The sequence below is a fragment of the Streptomyces sp. H39-C1 genome (assembly GCF_027158125.1).
Classification (GTDB): Bacteria; Actinomycetota; Actinomycetes; order Streptomycetales; family Streptomycetaceae; genus Actinacidiphila; species Actinacidiphila fildesensis.
On record NZ_JAPVLS010000020.1, the window covers coordinates 1 to 16,476 of the forward strand.

A 16,476-nucleotide genomic window follows, 5' to 3' on the forward strand; every position below is an offset into this window, starting at 1 on the left:
CTTCGTATGAGTGCGGTTCGGTGACAGAACGCATGCTCATGCGGAGGCCGTCCGCCTGTCCGGTAAAGGCCCAGGTGAGTGATGGTGTCCTACTCGATGTTCGAGTCCGGACCATAAATAACAAGCTTAGGGTCGGCATGGCAATCGGCAAGGCAGTGAGGACCCCCCATATGACCCAGGCGCACATGACCGACGCGACCACGGACGGCCCCGAGCCGAACCGTTCGGCCTCAGGAGCGCGACGGCGCTTCGGCTGGCAGCGCGACGGTATGTGGCGCAGAGGCATCATCACCGCCGCTCTCGCGCTGATCCTGGCACTGCTGTTGTCCTTCCACTCCGACGTGCCGAACCGGATCGGCAACCTCGGCAGCCTGTTGGAGACGTTCCTGCCCTGGCTGGGCCTGGCCCTTCCGGTGCTGGTGGTGGTGGCACTGGTGCGCCGCTCGGCGACGGCGCTGATCGCCGTACTGCTGCCGGTCCTGGTGTGGTTCAACCTCTTCGGCGGACTGCTCACCGACAACGAGGAGTCCGGCGGCAACCTGACGGTGCTCACGCACAACGTGAACGCCGACAACCCCGACCCGACCGGCACCGCGAAGGACGTCATCGCCGCGGGCGCCGACCTCGTCGCGCTGGAGGAGCTGGCGGCCGGTCAGGTCTCCACGTACCGGGCGGCGCTGGCCGGCGCCTACCCCTACCACTCGGTGCAGGGCACCGTCGGGCTGTGGAGCAAGTACCCGATCCAGGGCGTGCGCGCGGTCGACATCAGGCTCGGCTGGACGCGGGCGATGCGGGCCGCGGTCTCCACCCCGCAGGGCCAGATCGCCGTCTACGTCGCGCACATGCCGTCGGTGCGCGTGAAGTTCAACGCGGGCTTCACCGCCGGGCAGCGCGACAGCGCGGCCGACGCGCTCGGGCAGTCCATCGTGCAGGAGCCGCTGACCAAGGTCGTGCTGCTCGGTGACCTCAACGGCACCATGAACGACCGCTCGCTGGCGTCCGTCACCTCACAGATGCGCTCCACGCAGGGCGCGGCGGGCAACGGCTTCGGCTTCAGCTGGCCCGCCGACTTCCCGATGGCCAGGATCGACCAGATCATGGTCAAGGGCATCGAGCCGATGCGGTCCTGGACGTTGAAGAAGACGGGCAGCGACCACCTGCCGGTCGCCGCCCGTCTGCAGATCTGAGCCGGGGAAGGTCAGTTCTCCGCGCGGCCGGTCTCGCGCCACCGCGAAGTGATCGGCAGCCGCCGGTCCTTGCCGAAGCCCTTGGCCGAGATCTTGGTGCCCGGCGGGTACTGGCGGCGCTTGTACTCGGCCGTATCGGTCAACTTCAGGATCCGGGTCACCAGCTCCGGGTCGAAGCCCGCGGCGATGATCGCGTCCCGGCCCTGGTCCCGGTCGACGTAGAGCTCCAGCACCCGGTCGAGCACGTCGTAGTCGGGCAGTGAATCGGTGTCGACCTGGCCCGGGCGCAGTTCGGCGCTGGGCGGCTTGCTGATCGAGTTCTCGGGGATCGGCGGGGTCCCGCCCTTCGCCGCGGCCGACGCGTTCCGCCAGCGGGCGAGCTGGAAGACCGTCGTCTTGTAGACGTCCTTGATGGGCCCGTACGCGCCGACCGAGTCGCCGTAGAGGGTCGAGTAGCCGACGGCCAGCTCGCTCTTGTTGCCCGGCGCGAGCACGATGTGGCCCTCCTGGTTGGAGATGGCCATCAACGTGGTGCCGCGCAGCCGGGACTGCAGGTTCTCCTCGGCGAGGCCGGTGAGCCCCAGCGCCGCCATGTACGCGTCGAACATCGGCGCGATGGGGACGGTCCTGAGGTTCAGCCCGGTGCGGCGGGCCAGTTCCTCGGCGTCACCGATCGAGTGCTCCGACGAGTACCGGGACGGCATCGCGACGCCGTAGACGTTGGCGGGCCCGATCGCGTCGCAGGCGATGGCGGCCACCAGCGCGGAGTCGATACCGCCGGACAGCCCGATCAGCACCGACCGGAAGCCGTTCTTCGTGACGTACGCGCGCAGGCCCGTGACGAGGGCCGTGTAGACCTCCTCGTCGTCGGTCAGCCGTTCGGCGTAGCCGCCGGCCACCTCCGGCTCGTAGCGCGCGACCGGCTCGGTGGAGAGGGTGACGTGCTCGATCTCCAGGCCGTCGTCCAGGACACCGGACGGCACCGCGCCCGCGGCGGGCAGCTCCAGGTCGACCAGCACGCAGCCCTCCTCGAACTGCGGGGCACGGGTGATCACTTCGCCGGTCGCCGAGACGACGATCGAGTCCCCGTCGAAGACCAGCTCGTCCTGGCCGCCGGTCATCGCCAGATAGGCGAGGGTGCAGCCGGCCTCCTGGGCGCGCTTGCGCACCAGCTCAAGACGGGTGTCGTCCTTGTCCCGCTCGTACGGCGAGGCGTTGACCGACACCAGCAGCCCGGCGCCTGCGGCGCGGGTGGCGGGCACCCGGCCGCCGTCCTGCCACAGGTCCTCGCAGATGGCGAGCGCGACGTCCACACCGTGCACCCGGATCACCGGGAGGGTGTCACCGGGGACGAAGTAGCGGAACTCGTCGAAGACGCCGTAGTTGGGAAGGTGGTGCTTGGCGAAGCGCAGCGCGATCCCGCCGCGGTACAGCACCGCCGCCGCGTTGCGCGGAGCCCCGGCGGGCTGCCCGTAGCGCGGCTGGGCCTTCTCGCTGCGGTCCAGATAGCCGACGATCACGGGCAGTTCCCCGAAGCCCTCGGCGGCCAGCCGGCCGGCGAGCCCGGCCAGCGCGGACCGGCTGGCCTCGACGAAGGACGACCGCAGCGCGAGGTCCTCCACGGGGTATCCGGTCAGCACCATTTCGGGGAACGCCACCAGGTGGGCTCCACGCTCTGCCGCATGCCGGGTCCAGTGCACGATCGACTCGGCGTTCCCGGCGATGTCACCGACGCAGGAGTCGATCTGATTCAAGGCGAGGCGAAGTTGAGGCACCCCTCCACTGTAATCGTCACACCGACGCGATGTCCTGGCCGGACGGCGTGTCCGCCAGCACATCGCGTCGGCCCGACACGTCCCGCACCCGTGTCCCGCAGGGGCCCGCCGGGTCCCGTCAGGCGCCGGATCCGTCCCGGGTCCGCAGCCAGACGGCCGTGTCCGACGGCAGCAGATCGCCGGTGAGCGGGCCGCTGGCCAGCAGCACGGCGGTGTCCGGCGGTAGCGCGACGGCCTGGTCCGAAAGGTTGACGACACAGGTGAAAGCGTCCGTCCGGCGGAACGCCAGCACCCCGGGTGCACTCTCCAGCCAGCGGATCGGCCCGTCCCCCAGACCGGGCTCGGTCGCCCGGAGCCGCAGCGCGAAGCGGTAGAGCTCCAGCATCGAGGCGGCGTCACCGGTCTGCGCCCCGGCCGTCCGGTCCGCCCAGTCGGCGGGCTGCGGCAGCCACGGCGGCCGCGCCGCGCCGTCGGGGCTGAAGCCGAACGGCGGCTCCTTCCCCGACCACGGCATCGGGACGCGGCAGCCGTCCCGCCCCGGCACGGTGCCGCCGGAGCGCAGGTACATCGGGTCCTGCAGCCGCTCGGCCGGGATGTCCTCGACCTCGGGAAGCCCCAGTTCCTCGCCCTGGTAGAGGTAGACCGAGCCGGGCAGCGCCAGCGTCAGCAGCGCGGCGGCGCGCGCCCTGCGGGTACCGAGCACCAGGTCGGTCGGGGTGCCGTGGGCCTTGGTCGCGAAGTCGAAGCCGGTGTCGGAACGGCCGTAACGGGTCACCGTGCGGGTCACGTCGTGGTTGGACAGCACCCAGGTGACGGGCGCGCCCACCGGCTCGTGCGCGGCGAGCGTCGTGTCGATGGACGCGCGGAGCAGCGCCGCGTCCCAGGGGCACGACATGAAGTCGAAGTTGAAGGCGGTGTGCATCTCGTCGTGCCGCAGATACCGCGCGAACCGCTCCGCGTCGGGCATCCACACCTCACCGATCAGCGCGCGGCTGCCGGGATAGGAGTCAGCGATCCGGCGCCAGGAGCGGTAGATGTCGTGCAGCTCGTCGCGGTCGTCGTAGGGGTGCGGGCCGTCCCGGTCCTCGGTCAGGTCCGGCAGGGCCGGGTCCTTCACGGGCAGGCTCGCGGAGTCGATGCGCACTCCCGCCGCGCCCCGGTCGAACCAGAAGCGCAGCACGTCCTCGTGCTCGCGCCGCACGTCCGGGTGCTCCCAGTTCAGGTCCGGCTGCTGGCTGTCGAACAGGTGCAGGTACCAGTCGCCGGGCGTTCCGTCGTCGTTCACGGTCCGCGTCCAGGGCACCCCGCCGAACTGGGACGGCCAGTTGTTGGGCGGCAGTTCGCCGTGCTCGCCGCGCCCGGGCCGGAACCAGAAGCGTTCCCTGGCCGGACTGCCGGGACCGGCCGCCAGCGCCTCGCGGAACCACGGGTGGGCGGACGAGACATGGTTGGGGACGATGTCGATGATGCTGCGGATCCCCAGGTCCAGTGCCTCGGAGATCAGCTTCTCGGCCTCGGCCAGGGTGCCGAACACCGGGTCGATGTCCCGGTAGTCGGCGACGTCGTAGCCGCCGTCGAACATGGGGGAGGGGTACCAGGGGTTGAACCAGAGGGCGTCCACGCCCAGCTCGCCGAGGTACGGCAGCTTGGCCCGGACACCGGCGAGGTCTCCGATCCCGTCGCCGTTGCCGTCGGCGAAACTACGCGGGTACACCTGGTAAATGACCGCGTTGCGCCACCAGTCGCCCGCAGCGGGGTGGGGGTCGGAGACGGGCGGGCGGGTGTCTGCCACGGAGACGTCCTTTCGGGCAGGAGGGACCCCGCCGCCGGCCATTCAGCGGGGATGGGGCAGGGGACCGGCGGCGGAGTTCTGAGGGGTTCAGTCCTGGCGAAGCGCTGGTCAGCCCTTGAGGCTGCCCGCGGTCAGACCGGACATGATGTTGCGCTGGAAGAGCAGGAAGATGGCGATCGTCGGCAGGGCCGAGATGGCCAGCGCGGCGATGAGGACGTTCTGCGGCACGCCCTGCGACAGGGAGTTGATCCCGATGTTGATCGGCTGCTTGTCCGTGTCGGGCTGCACCAGCATCGGCCAGAGGAAGTCCTTCCACACGTTGACCACCGCGAAGATGGACACCACGCCGAGGATCGGTCTGGACATCGGCAGCACGATCGACCACAGGGTCCGCAGCGGACTCGCCCCGTCGATCGCCGCCGCGGACATCAGGTCCTCGGGGATCGAGTCGAAGAACCGCTTCAGCAGGAAGATGTTGAACCCGTTGGCCACGGTGGGCAGCCAGATCGCCCAGGGGGTGCCGATCAGATTGATGTGCAGCAGCGGCAGGTCGAGCACGGTCAGGTACTGCGGCACGATCAGCACGGCGGCCGGGATCATCAGCGTGGCCAGCATCATGCCGAGGATCAGATTCCCCAGCACCGGCCGCAGCTTGGAGATCGCGTAGGCCGCGGCCACGTCGAAGACCAGCTGGAAGGCGAGCGCGCCGAAGGCGTAGTACATCGTGTTGAACAGCAGCCGGGCGATCTTCAGCTGGCTCCACGCCGTCTTGTAGGTGCCCGGCTTCGGGTCCTTGGGGAAGAGGGTCGGCGGATTCTGGAGCACTTCCTGCGCGGATTTGAAGCCGCCGGAGACCATCCAGTAGAGCGGCCCCAGGAAGACCAGGGTGAAGACCACGACGGTCAGCGAGAGAACGGTCCAGTAGATGAGTTTCCCGCGGGGCCTGTTCAGCGCGGCCGCGGATATCAGGGTGCGCTGCTGCGGTTGGTTCGCTGCCATGTCCTTCTCCCCGTCCTAGTCGCTGTTGCGGCTGAGCCGCGCGTACAGGCCGGAGAATCCGCCGAGTACCACCAGCATGATGAGTCCGAGCGCCGAGGCGCTGCCGAAGCTGTCGTAGCGGAACGCGTACTGGTACACCATGTAGACCACGGTCCCGGTGGAGTTCTCCGGGCCGGCGCCGCCGGTGAGCAGATAGACGTTGGTGAATTCCTGCATCGTCGCCACGATCTGGAGCAGCAGCATCAGCGACAGGACCGGCCTGGTCTGCGGGATGGTGATGTGCCAGATCTTGCTCAGCAGCCCGGCACCGTCCAGGTCGGCGGCCTCGTACAGCTCACCCGGCACGTTCTGCAGTGCCGCCAGGTAGATGAGGGTGGCGCCGCCGGCGCTCATCCAGGTGGCCGCGATCACCACGGAGATCATCGCGGTGCTCGACGAGTCCAGCCAGGCCTGTTCCGGCAGGTGCAGGAAATGCAGGATGTGATTGAAGAGGCCGTATTCCGGGTTGTAGAAGTACTTGAAGAGCAGCACCCCGGCGACCGGCGGCAGCATCACCGGCAGATACACCAGGATGCGCAGATACGCCTGGGCGTGCCGGAATTCGTTGAGAACGATGGCGATGACGAACGGCACCGCGAATCCGATCACCAGCGCGTACAGCGTGAACTGCATCGTGTTGCGCCAGGCCGGCCAGAACCCCGGGTCGTTCCAGACCGTTTCGAGGTTCTTCCAGCCCACCCAGGTGGTCTCGCCGCGCTTGGTCTTCTGGAAGCTCATGATGACTTCGCGGACCATCGGATACCAGGAGAAGAATCCGAAGCAGAGCACCGCGCCGATCATGAATGCATGCGCCTGCAGATCGCGGCGCAGTCTCCGGCCGAACCCCGCGCGGGCGTTCTCGTCCGGAAGTCCCGGACGGCGCCGGGAACCCCTCGGCGACGACTGCCCGGAACCGCGTTTGGCCTTGTTGTGGGAGACGGTGGTCGCCGCCATGAGAACTCCTCGGTGCTAGCCTTTTCTTCTGCCCTTCGGGCAGCGGTCAGGGCTTGGCCGTCATGAGGTTCTTTCGAACCGAGTGAGAAGCCCCCTCGTTCACGAGGGGGAGGAGTCACGAGAACTCCTCGACTGGGGGTTCAGCGGAAGATCGCCGCAGCGCGGGGCCGGCCGGTGGGCCGGCCCGCGCGCCCCCTCTACTGGCTGGCGGCCAGCAACGTGTTGACCTGCGTCTCAGCGGTGGTGAGGAGCTTGCCGATGTCGGCGTTCTTGTTGGTCAGCGCACCCGACATCGCGTTGTCCAGGACCGTGTAGATCTTCTGGGCGTTCGGCGGCTCGGGCTTCACCGGGACCTGGGCGGCCACGTAGGTGGCGAAGTTCTCGACCGGTACGGTCGCGCTCGCGGTCTTGGTGGAGGTGTCCTTGTCCTTCGACGCGCCGGTGAAGAAGAACGGCTGCGGCAGTCCGACCGGGATGCCGTCGGTCTTGTTGCGGGCGTAGTTGAACTGGCCCTTCTCCAAGGTCAGGAACTTGAAGTTGACCCAGGCGATGCCGGCCTTGATCTGGTCGGGCGTGGACGACTTCTTGAACATGTAGTCGGCGCCGCCGAACAGCGAGGTCTTGCCGCCCGGGATCGGCGCCATGCCGAGGTCCTCGAACTTGGCCTGGTACTGCTGGACGACGAGCGGGATGTCGTCAGGAGCACCGACGTACATACCGACCTTGCTGGTGCCCATGGCCTTCTGGACGTCGCCCCACGCGAGTCCGGGGGTCGCGGGCAGGCTGTTGTCGGTGAAGCGCATGTCATGCAGGGTCTGCAGGAGGGTCTTGCTCTCGTCCGTGTTGAAGGCGGCCTTCTTGCCGTCCTCGGAGGTCACCTGGCCGCCGAGCCCGTAGAGCTCCGAGGTGAAGTGCCAACCGCCCTGGTTGCCGCCGGCGTTCTCGATGAAGCCGTGGATGCCCTGGCTGCCCAGCTTGTCCTGGATCGTCTTGGCCGCGGCCCGCACGCCTTCCCAGGTGGTCGGGGGCTTGTTGGGGTCGAGACCGGCCTGGGTGAAGATCTTGCGGTTGTAGATCAGGCCCATCTGGTAGTTCGAGGTGGGCAGGCCGTACAGCTTGCCGCCGTCCTTCAGCACGTTCATGACGTTGGGGTCGATGTCGTTGAGGTTCGGGACGGTCTCCGGCGTGACGTACGGAGTGATGTCAGCGGCTTGACCCGCGTCCAGAACCTGGTCCTTGTCGGTCATGTACGTGTAGAAGGTGTCTGTTTGCGTTCCGCCCTTCATCATGGCCGTGAACTTCGCCGGATCCTCGCATGGGAATCCGTCCTTGCCGTTCACCGTGACGTTCGGGTAGAGCACCTTGAACGCGGCTATGTCGTCGAGCCACTGCTTGCGCTCGGCCGCCTTGGTGGTGGGCGGCATGCAGTCGACGCTGATGGTGACCTTGGTGCTGGGATCCAGCTTGGCGCTCGCGCCCTTGTCACCTGAACCGGGGTCCTTGGCCGTGTCCTTGCTGTCGGAACATGCCGCGGCGGTCATGCCGACGCCGGCGACCAGCACGATGGCCACCAGCGTCCGGTAGCGGTTTGTCTTCATTGATCAACCCTTCCCCTGAACCACTGCGCGACGATGCTCCGCGCTCTGAGATCTGCGAACCCTGCGCGGTTGCGTGGCGCGGGGTGTGCGCCGCCGTCTCGGGTGGGCTCAAGGTACTGAACCCGATAGATGTCCGCAAGATTTCGCGCGAAGCTCGCAAAGACACGACTTGATTACGAAGCCGTTTCCCAGTCAGTGGTGTCGGGGAGGGTTGCCAACGAGATTGCCAACGACCGCCGGAGCCGGACCGGCCCTACCTGCTGGTCGCTTCCACCCCCGGCTGCTGGGGCTGCGCGGCCCGCGGCGCGGGGCCCGTGGAGCCGCGTACGACGAGCTCGGGCTCGAAGAGCAGCTCGTCGTGGTCGACCGGAGTGCCGCTGATCTGACCGCTGAGCAGGTCGACGGCGGCCCGTCCCATGGCTTCGATGGGCTGGCGCACGGTGGTGAGCGGCGGATCGATGCAATTCATGAACATCGAGTCGTCGTAGCCGATGACCGAGAAGTCCTGGGGCACCGACAGCCCGCGGCGGCGGGCGGACCGGATGGCGCCCAGCGCGATCGGGTCGCTCGCGCAGATGACGGCGGTGACGCCGCGCTGGATCAGCCGGCTGGCCGCGGCCTGCCCGCCCTCCAGGGTGAACAGCGCGTGTTCGACGGCGGTGTCCGGGAGTTCGCCGCCGCGCTGCCCGATCCAGCGGCGGGCCGCGGCGAGCTTGCGCCGCGACGGAACGTGGTCGGGCGGGCCCAGGATCAGGCCGATCCGCTCATGGCCGAGCGACGCGAGATGGGTCATCCCCTGTTCCACGGCGACCGCGTCGTCGCAGGACACCCTCGGGAAGTCGAGATCGTCGATGGCGGCGTTCATCAGCACGGTGGGCAGATTGCGCTCGGCGAGCCGGGCGTAGTGCTCGTGCGACGACTCGGCCTGGGCGTACAGACCGCCGAAGAAGATCGCCCCGGAGACGTGCTGCTGCAGCAGCAACTCCACGTAGTCGGCCTCCGACACCCCGCCGACGGTCTGGGTGCAGAGCACGGGCGTGAACCCCTGCTGTGCCAGGGCGCCGCCCACCACCTCGGCGAAGGCCGGGAAGATCGGATTGGAAAGCTCCGGGAGAACGAGCCCGACAAGCCGGGCACGCTCCCCGCGCAGCTGGGTCGGTCGTTCGTAACCGAGCACATCGAGTGCGGTCAGCACTGCGGCTCTGGTCGCATCGGAGACTCCGGGCTTCCCGTTCAGCACTCGGCTGACGGTCGCCTCGCTCACCCCGACCTTCTTTGCCACCGTGGCAAGTCGTCGTGTCATGACGTCAACTCTAGTACAGGTTTCGCAAGTTTCTTGCGGGAAATTTGCGCCAATCCTGCAAGGTTCCGCGTCCGGCCCGGTGTCCGGGGGATCACCCCGGACACCGGTGATCCGTTACTGGCGGTAGCCGAGGACCGCCATCATGCCCGCCTCCGCGTGGTAGACGTTGTGGCAGTGGATCATCCACAGTCCTGGATTGTCCGCGTCGAGATCGACGCTGAGTGTCCGTCCGGGCAGCACGATAGCGGTGTCCTTGCGGGCGCCGCCGCCGGTCAGCGAAAAGGTGTGCCCGTGCAGATGCAGGGGATGCCACATCCGGGTGTTGTTCGCGAGCGTCAGCCGGACCCGTTCGCCCTGCCGCACGTCATGGCGGACCGCCGGATCGTAAGCCGCCCCTTCGAAGGCCCAGTTGTAGTTGGCCATGCTGCCGGTCAGCCGCAGCTCGACCGTGCGGTCCGGCGTCCGGCCTGGGTCCGGCAGGGCCACCGAAGGGTCGGGCCGCAGATCGCCGGCCTGGAGGAGCCGCCCGGACAGTTCCTGCGGGCGGTCGGCGGCGGTCGGCGCCGTTCCACCGCCGGTGCGCAGCACGTCCAGCGCCGCCGCGTCCTTCCCCTCCGCGAGGGCGACCAGCGGGAAGACCCCGTCACCCGCCGTGACCAGCACGTCGTACCGTTCGCCCATGCCGATCAGCAGCGCGTCGGTCGCGGCGTGCACGACGGGGTAACCGTCGGTGTGCGTGATGGTCATCCGGTGCCCGCCGAGCGCGACGCGGAAGGCGGTGTCGCCGCCCGCGTTGACGAAACGGATCCGGATCCGGTCGCCGGGCTTGGCGGTGAAGCCGCGCGGGGCTTGCGGGGCGCGCCCGTTGACGAGGTAGTACGGGTACTTCACATCGCCCGGGTCGCCGCCGAGCAGATCGCTGGTGGCGCCCGTCAGCATGCGGCTGGGTCCGGCCGGGGCGGCCGGGTCCTGGCTCGCCGGGCCGTCCATTCCTTCCATGCCGTCCATGCCGGAGTGGTCCGTCCCGCTCCGGCCACTGCTGCCGGCGGCCGCCGTGCTCGCGCTCTTGGTGAGCTCGGCGAGGACCGCGTCCGGGGTGCTGCCGTCGACCCCGTCCACCCAGTCGTCCAGGACGACGACCCACTCCTTGTCGTACTGCAGCGGCTCCTTCGGGTCCTCGACGATGAGCGGCGCGTACAGCCCGCGGTCCAGCTGAACGCCGGTGTGCGGATGGAACCAGTACGTGCCCGGCCGGGCGACCGCGAAGCGGTACGCGTAGTCGGCGCCGGCCTTGATGGCGGGCTGGGTCAGCCCCGGTACCCCGTCCATGTCGTTGCGCAGGGCGAGGCCGTGCCAGTGCGCGGACGTGGCCTGCGGCAGATGGTTGGCGAGCGTCGCGGACAGGGTGCCGCCCGCCATCACCCGGATCTCCTTGCCGGGCAGTTCGCCGTCGTACGTCCAGGTCCTGACCGTGGGCCCGCCGAGGTCCACGACGCCTTCGACGGCGGTCAGCCGGACCTCGCTGACCGGTCCGTCCCCGGCGCGCGCCTTCTCCGCGGCGACGACCTCGGGGCCGTCGGGCGCGAGGTATCCGTCTCCCGCGGACTGGGAGTTGCCGTGTCCGGGATGCCCTGACGACGCGGATCCGCCGGAACAGGCGGCGAGCAGGCCGCCTCCGGCGACCGCGATTCCCGCGCCGAGCACGGCGCGGCGGTGGTAGGTACGCATGCTGAATACACCTCATGGGTGTCGATGGATGGGCAGGACGGACCGCGTGACCGTCCCCGGGGTACAGGCCCCGGGGCGGCCGGGCGGCGTCCTATATGCGCAGCACCGGCAGACGGGAGAGGGGTATGCGTGGGGGCGGTGGCCACGGCCACCGCCCCCGGGGGAGCAGGGAGCGGGCCGCCGCGACGGAGCCGGCCGGCGGGCCGGCCGGCAGGCCGAGGGCGGCGAGCAGGACGACGACGGCGGTGCCGAGCACGGCCAGGCAGAGCGTCAGCGGGCTCGTGTCGTGAGCGGGCCGGTGCGCGGGCGCCGGCCCGTGCCGGTCGGCGCCCTCATGCGCCATTCCCATCGCATCAGGGGAGGCGCCATGCTGGGAGGCCCGGTCCACGGCGGCGGGCCGCGTCTCCTCATGGCCGCCGCCCGCCGGATGGCCCACCGCGTGCATGGCAAAAATCCCGAGGAGGAGAGCGGCGAACAGGAGCATCCGGCGCGTCATCGCATACCCCTCTCCGGTATCGGAACCTGACAGGACCCTACACAAGCGCACCGACAACCGGGCGTTGGTCGCCACAGGTGTCCGACGGATCACCGGCGCCCGTTACGCAGGGCGCAAAACAGCAGGCAGTATGGGCACAGCAGTACGCCCCCACCGGCTCGTGCGTTCGGACGAGGTCCGAAACGTGCCAGAAACCGTGTGGTGGGATGCTCATGTGCCCCGAGGTGCCCCGCGGCGCGGGAGCAGGCAGCCTGATCAGCGAGGATGGGTGGAAATGGATAAGCAGCAGGAGTTCGTGCTCCGTACGCTCGAAGAGCGCGACATCCGCTTCGTACGGCTGTGGTTCACCGACGTGCTCGGCTATCTGAAGTCGGTCGCCGTCGCCCCCGCCGAACTGGAGCAGGCCTTCGACGAGGGCATCGGCTTCGACGGCTCGGCGATCGAGGGGTTCGCCCGGGTCTACGAGTCGGACATGATCGCCAAGCCCGACCCCAGCACGTTCCAGATCCTGCCGTGGCGTGCCGAGGGCCCCGGGACCGCGCGGATGTTCTGCGACATCCTCATGCCGGACGGCTCGCCCTCGTACGCCGACCCGCGCTATGTCCTCAAGCGCGCACTGGCCAAGACCTCCGACCTCGGGTTCACCTTCTACACCCACCCCGAGATCGAGTTCTTCCTGCTCAAGGACAAGCCGCTCGACGGCAGCATCCCCACCCCGGCCGACAACTCCGGCTACTTCGACCACACTCCGCAGAACGTCGGCATGGACTTCCGCCGCCAGGCGATCACCATGCTGGAGTCGATGGGCATCTCGGTGGAGTTCTCCCACCACGAGGGCGCGCCCGGCCAGCAGGAGATCGACCTCCGCTACGCCGACGCGCTGTCCACCGCCGACAACGTCATGACGTTCCGGCTGGTGATGAAGCAGGTCGCGCTGGAGCAGGGCGTGCACGCGACCTTCATGCCCAAGCCGTTCTCGGACTTCCCCGGCTCGGGCATGCACACCCACCTCTCCCTCTTCGAGGGCGACCGCAACGCGTTCTACGAGTCCGGCTCGGAGTTCCAGCTCTCCAAGGTCGGCCGCTCCTTCATCGCGGGGCTGCTCAAGCACGCCGGCGAGATCTCCGCCGTCACCAACCAGTGGGTGAACTCCTACAAGCGCATCTGGGGCGGCTCGCAGCGCACCGCGGGCGCCGGCGGCGAGGCCCCCTCGTACATCTGCTGGGGCCACAACAACCGGTCCGCGCTCATCCGCGTCCCGATGTACAAGCCCGGCAAGACCGGCTCCACCCGCGTCGAGGTCCGCTCCATCGACTCCGGCGCCAACCCCTACCTCGCCTACGCGGTCCTGCTCGCCGCCGGCCTGAAGGGCATCCAGGAGGGCTACGAGCTCCCGCCCGGCGCCGACGACGACGTCTGGGCCCTCTCCGACGCCGAACGCCGCGCCCTGGGTATCGAGCCCCTCCCGCAGAACCTGGGCGAGGCCATCACCCTCATGGAGCGCAGCGAACTGGTCGCGGAAACGCTCGGCGAGCACGTCTTCGACTTCTTCCTGCGCAACAAGAAGCAGGAGTGGGAGGAGTACCGCTCCGAGGTCACCGCCTTCGAGCTGCGGAAGAACCTGCCGAACCTGTAAGAGCGTCTCGTTCGTGACGGCATCCGGGCCGGCGGCGTCATGCCGTCGGCCCGGATGCCGTTCGCGCTGCCGCCCTTGGTGGCTACGGGGCCGGGGCGATGTTCTGGTTGGCGTGGAAGAGGTTGTCCGGGTCGTAGGTGCGTTTGAGCGCCGTGAGCCGGTCGTAGTGGTCGCCGTAGGTGGCCCTGACGCGGTCCTGGCTCTCGCCGGCGCCGATGAAGTTGACGTAGCCGCCGCCCATGGAGTGCGGGTGCAGGTCCTCCCAGTAGTTGACGCACCAGTCCTTCACGAGCCCCGCGTTGGCCGGGTCGGGGTCGATGCCGCCGATGACGCCGGACCACATGGCGTCCCGGTAGGCCCATGCCGTGTCGCCCGCGGCGACCCGGTGCGCGGCTCCGTCGACCGGGTAGAGGTGCATGGTCGACAGGTCGGTGGGGAGGTTCTCGGCGTACTTGGCGTGCACGTCGATGGCGTCGTCCGTGATCCGGTCGAAGAAGTCACCGCGCCAGTACCACTGCAGGCCCTTCGGGATCAGCTCGTCGAACATGGTCTGCAGCATGGGGTACGGCATCGGCGTCGAGAAGTGGAAGGCCGGCGTGCCCGCGTCGTTCACCGGGGCCAGGGCCTGCTCGATGCCGTCCGGGTCCCCGGTCCAGCACCACACGACACCGCACATCTTGCGGCCGTGGATCTCCTCGGGGAACGGGGGGCCGGGCGGGACGGCCAGGACGGCGAAGAAGCCGTTCAGGTCCTCGGGCGCCTGCGGCAGGAAGTCGCGGTACCAGCGCAGCACCTCGTGGATGTGGTCGACCGGCCAGAGGCTGATCGCGAGACCGACGGTGTGCACCGGGTGCAGCCGGAAGCGGAACGAGGTGACGATGCCGAAGTTGCCGCCACCGCCGCGCAGCGCCCAGAACAGGTCCGGGTTCTCGTTCTCGCTCGCGGTGACGAAGCTGCCGTCGGCGAGCACCACGTCGGCGGCCACCAGACTGTCCATCGTGAGGCCGTACTTGCGGGTGAGGTGGCCGTGGCCGCCGCCGAGGGTGAGCCCGCCGACGCCGGTCGTCGACATGATGCCGGCGGGTACGGCCAGCCCGAACGCGTGGGTGGCGTGGTCCAGGTCGCCGAGCTGGGACCCGCCGCCGACCCGGGCGGTCTTCGCGGCGGGGTCGACACGCACCCAGCGCATCGGTGACAGATCGACGGTGACGCCGTCGTCGACCAGGCACAGACCGGCGCCGCTGTGCCCGCCGCCCCGGACGGCGAGTTCCAGTCCCTGCTCACGGACGAAGTCCACCGCGGCCATGACGTCCGCCGTGTCGGAGCAGCGCACGATCGCGGCCGGGCGCTTGTCGACCATGGCGTTGTAGACCTTGCGGGCCTCCGGGTAGTCGGGATCCTCCGGAGCGATGACCGGGCCGCGCAACGCGGTCCGCATCGCTTCAAGTGTGCTGCCGTCCATGGCGATCTCCTCGGCGAGACTCGGGCCGCCTCCTCCACCTGGCCGCTCCCCGGCCGGGCCGCCGGTGGGCGGTTGTGCGCCGACGCCCTGGGCACCCTCCATCTGCCATGGGGCATCGCGGACCCCAGGCCGATACATCCAGCATCCCGCCGGTCGGGGAGGATCGCATGTTCACCCGGATGCCTGGGTTCGGCCGGAAGCGCACCATGAAGGAATGGACGGACGCTTCGCCGACATCAGCCCGGCCGGCCGCCTCGCGGATCCCGCGGAGGGGATCAGCCCGGAGGAACTCGCGCTCGCGGCCCGCAACCACGGCCTGCCGCTGGAGGCCCTGCGCTACGACCTGACCCCGCCGGGACTGCACTACGTGCTGGTCCACTACGACATCCCCGCCGCCCGGGAGGACGACTGGCGGCTCACCGTGGGAGGCAGCGTCCGGACGGCGCTGACACTGGACATGGCGGCCCTGCGCTCGTTCCCCGCCGTCACCCACCGCGTGACGATGGAGTGCGCGGGCAACGGCCGGGCGCGGCTCACCCCGCGGCCGGTGAGCCAGCCGTGGCTGGTCGAGGCGGTCGGAACGGCCGAGTGGACCGGGGTGCCGCTGCGAGTGCTGCTCGCCGAGGCGGGAGTGGAGCCGGCTGCCGTCGAGGCCGTCTTCCGCGGCGCGGACCACGGTGTCGAGCGCGGTGTCGAACAGGACTACCGGTGGAGTCTGCCGCTGGCGGTGGCCGCCGGCGCCGATCCTGAGGTGCTGGTCGCGTACGCCATGAACGGGCTGCCCCTGCCGCCGCAGCACGGCCACCCGCTGCGGCTGGTGGTGCCCGGCTGGTACGGGATGGCGCAGGTGAAGTGGCTGCGCGGGATCACGCTCACCGACACGCCGTTCACCGGATTCCAGCAGACGGTGGCGTACCGCTACCGGCAGCGGGCCGGTGAACCCGGCGAGCCGGTCACCCGGATCGCCCCGCGGGCGCTGATGATCCCGCCCGGGTTCCCGGACTTCATGTCCAGGACCCGCGTCGTACGCCCCGGCCCGGTGCCGCTGGAGGGCAGGGCCTGGTCCGGGTTGGCACCGGTCACGAAGGCCGAGGTGAGTACGGACGACGGACGTTCCTGGCGGGCGGCCGAGCTCGCCCCGCCGGACGGACACGACCTGGCCTGGCGGAGCTGGCGGGCGTCCTGGACGGCGGAGCCCGGCCGCCATGTGCTCAGCGCCCGCGCCACCGACGCCGAGGGCAACACCCAGCCGCTCGCCCAGGCGTGGAACCGCGGCGGCTTCGGCAACAACCTCGTCCAGCGGATCACCGTCCACTGCCTTCCGGACGACTGACCTGAGCCGGGGGTCGTCCGCGCGTCAGCCGATGTACGCGGGGGCGAGCGCCGCCGGGGTCAGCGTGCGGGGCGTGCCGGTGCCGTCGGCGGGGACCGTGTAGAGGTCCGCGCCGAAGTCGCCCGGCAGCGAGTAGGCGACGGTGCGGTCGTCGGTCCAGACCGCTTGGTCGTC

At 69.6% G+C, this 16,476-nt stretch carries 12 protein-coding genes and 1 pseudogene; 3 read left to right on the forward strand and 10 right to left on the reverse strand.

Annotation, left to right across the window (positions count from 1 at the left end; all coding sequences use genetic code 11):
• The first annotated feature begins 269 nt into the window (after positions 1–269).
• Complete coding sequence (locus O3W51_RS15615) at positions 270–1,187, forward strand: endonuclease/exonuclease/phosphatase family protein (protein WP_381586814.1); 918 nt, start codon at positions 270–272, stop codon at positions 1,185–1,187.
• A gap of 11 nt (positions 1,188–1,198) precedes the next feature.
• Here the strand turns inward: O3W51_RS15615 and O3W51_RS15620 are convergent, their stop codons facing one another.
• The 8 genes from O3W51_RS15620 to O3W51_RS15655 all read right to left on the reverse strand — a co-directional run bounded on the left by O3W51_RS15620 (position 1,199) and on the right by O3W51_RS15655 (position 11,871).
• Positions 1,199–2,962, reverse strand: a complete 1,764-nt coding sequence (locus O3W51_RS15620; RefSeq protein WP_138353773.1) for an NAD+ synthase — start codon at positions 2,960–2,962, stop codon at positions 1,199–1,201.
• 118 nt (positions 2,963–3,080) lie between these two features.
• Positions 3,081–4,754 (reverse strand): glycoside hydrolase family 13 protein, encoded by a 1,674-nt coding sequence (locus tag O3W51_RS15625; RefSeq protein WP_269286239.1) that lies wholly within the window; start codon positions 4,752–4,754, stop codon positions 3,081–3,083.
• A 108-nt stretch (positions 4,755–4,862) separates the two neighbouring features.
• A complete protein-coding gene (locus O3W51_RS15630) occupies positions 4,863–5,753 on the reverse strand; it encodes a carbohydrate ABC transporter permease (RefSeq protein WP_138353771.1) in 891 nt (296 codons plus the stop codon).
• A gap of 15 nt (positions 5,754–5,768) precedes the next feature.
• Positions 5,769–6,746 carry a carbohydrate ABC transporter permease gene (locus O3W51_RS15635; protein ID WP_138353770.1) on the reverse strand — a complete coding sequence of 326 codons (978 nt, stop codon included), beginning with the start codon at positions 6,744–6,746 and terminating at the stop codon, positions 5,769–5,771.
• Between the two features lie 197 nt (positions 6,747–6,943).
• Positions 6,944–8,344 carry an ABC transporter substrate-binding protein gene (locus O3W51_RS15640; protein WP_138353769.1) on the reverse strand — a complete coding sequence of 467 codons (1,401 nt, stop codon included), beginning with the start codon at positions 8,342–8,344 and terminating at the stop codon, positions 6,944–6,946.
• A gap of 253 nt (positions 8,345–8,597) precedes the next feature.
• Positions 8,598–9,647, reverse strand: coding sequence for a LacI family DNA-binding transcriptional regulator (locus tag O3W51_RS15645; protein ID WP_138353768.1), 1,050 nt, complete (start codon positions 9,645–9,647; stop codon positions 8,598–8,600).
• Between the two features lie 114 nt (positions 9,648–9,761).
• On the reverse strand, positions 9,762–11,375 hold the full coding sequence (locus O3W51_RS15650; RefSeq protein WP_138353767.1) for a multicopper oxidase family protein: 1,614 nt from the start codon (positions 11,373–11,375) through the stop codon (positions 9,762–9,764).
• Positions 11,376–11,466: 91 nt separating this feature from the next.
• Positions 11,467–11,871, reverse strand: a complete 405-nt coding sequence (locus O3W51_RS15655; protein WP_269286243.1) for a DUF6153 family protein — start codon at positions 11,869–11,871, stop codon at positions 11,467–11,469.
• 274 nt (positions 11,872–12,145) lie between these two features.
• On the opposite strand from O3W51_RS15655, the gene O3W51_RS15660 reads away from it, so the two are divergent.
• A complete protein-coding gene (locus O3W51_RS15660) occupies positions 12,146–13,507 on the forward strand; it encodes a glutamine synthetase family protein (protein ID WP_138353765.1) in 1,362 nt (453 codons plus the stop codon).
• Positions 13,508–13,589: 82 nt separating this feature from the next.
• Here O3W51_RS15660 and O3W51_RS15665 read toward each other — a convergent pair whose 3' ends face one another.
• Positions 13,590–14,969: an FAD-binding oxidoreductase gene (locus tag O3W51_RS15665; RefSeq protein WP_138353764.1), complete on the reverse strand. Its 1,380-nt coding sequence runs from the start codon at positions 14,967–14,969 to the stop codon at positions 13,590–13,592.
• A 214-nt stretch (positions 14,970–15,183) separates the two neighbouring features.
• On the opposite strand from O3W51_RS15665, the gene O3W51_RS15670 reads away from it, so the two are divergent.
• Positions 15,184–16,302, forward strand: a complete 1,119-nt coding sequence (locus O3W51_RS15670; RefSeq protein ID WP_138353763.1) for a sulfite oxidase — start codon at positions 15,184–15,186, stop codon at positions 16,300–16,302.
• Positions 16,303–16,326: 24 nt separating this feature from the next.
• Here the strand turns inward: O3W51_RS15670 and O3W51_RS15675 are convergent.
• A pseudogene (locus O3W51_RS15675) lies at positions 16,327–16,476 on the reverse strand (TolB-like translocation protein); the annotation flags it as partial.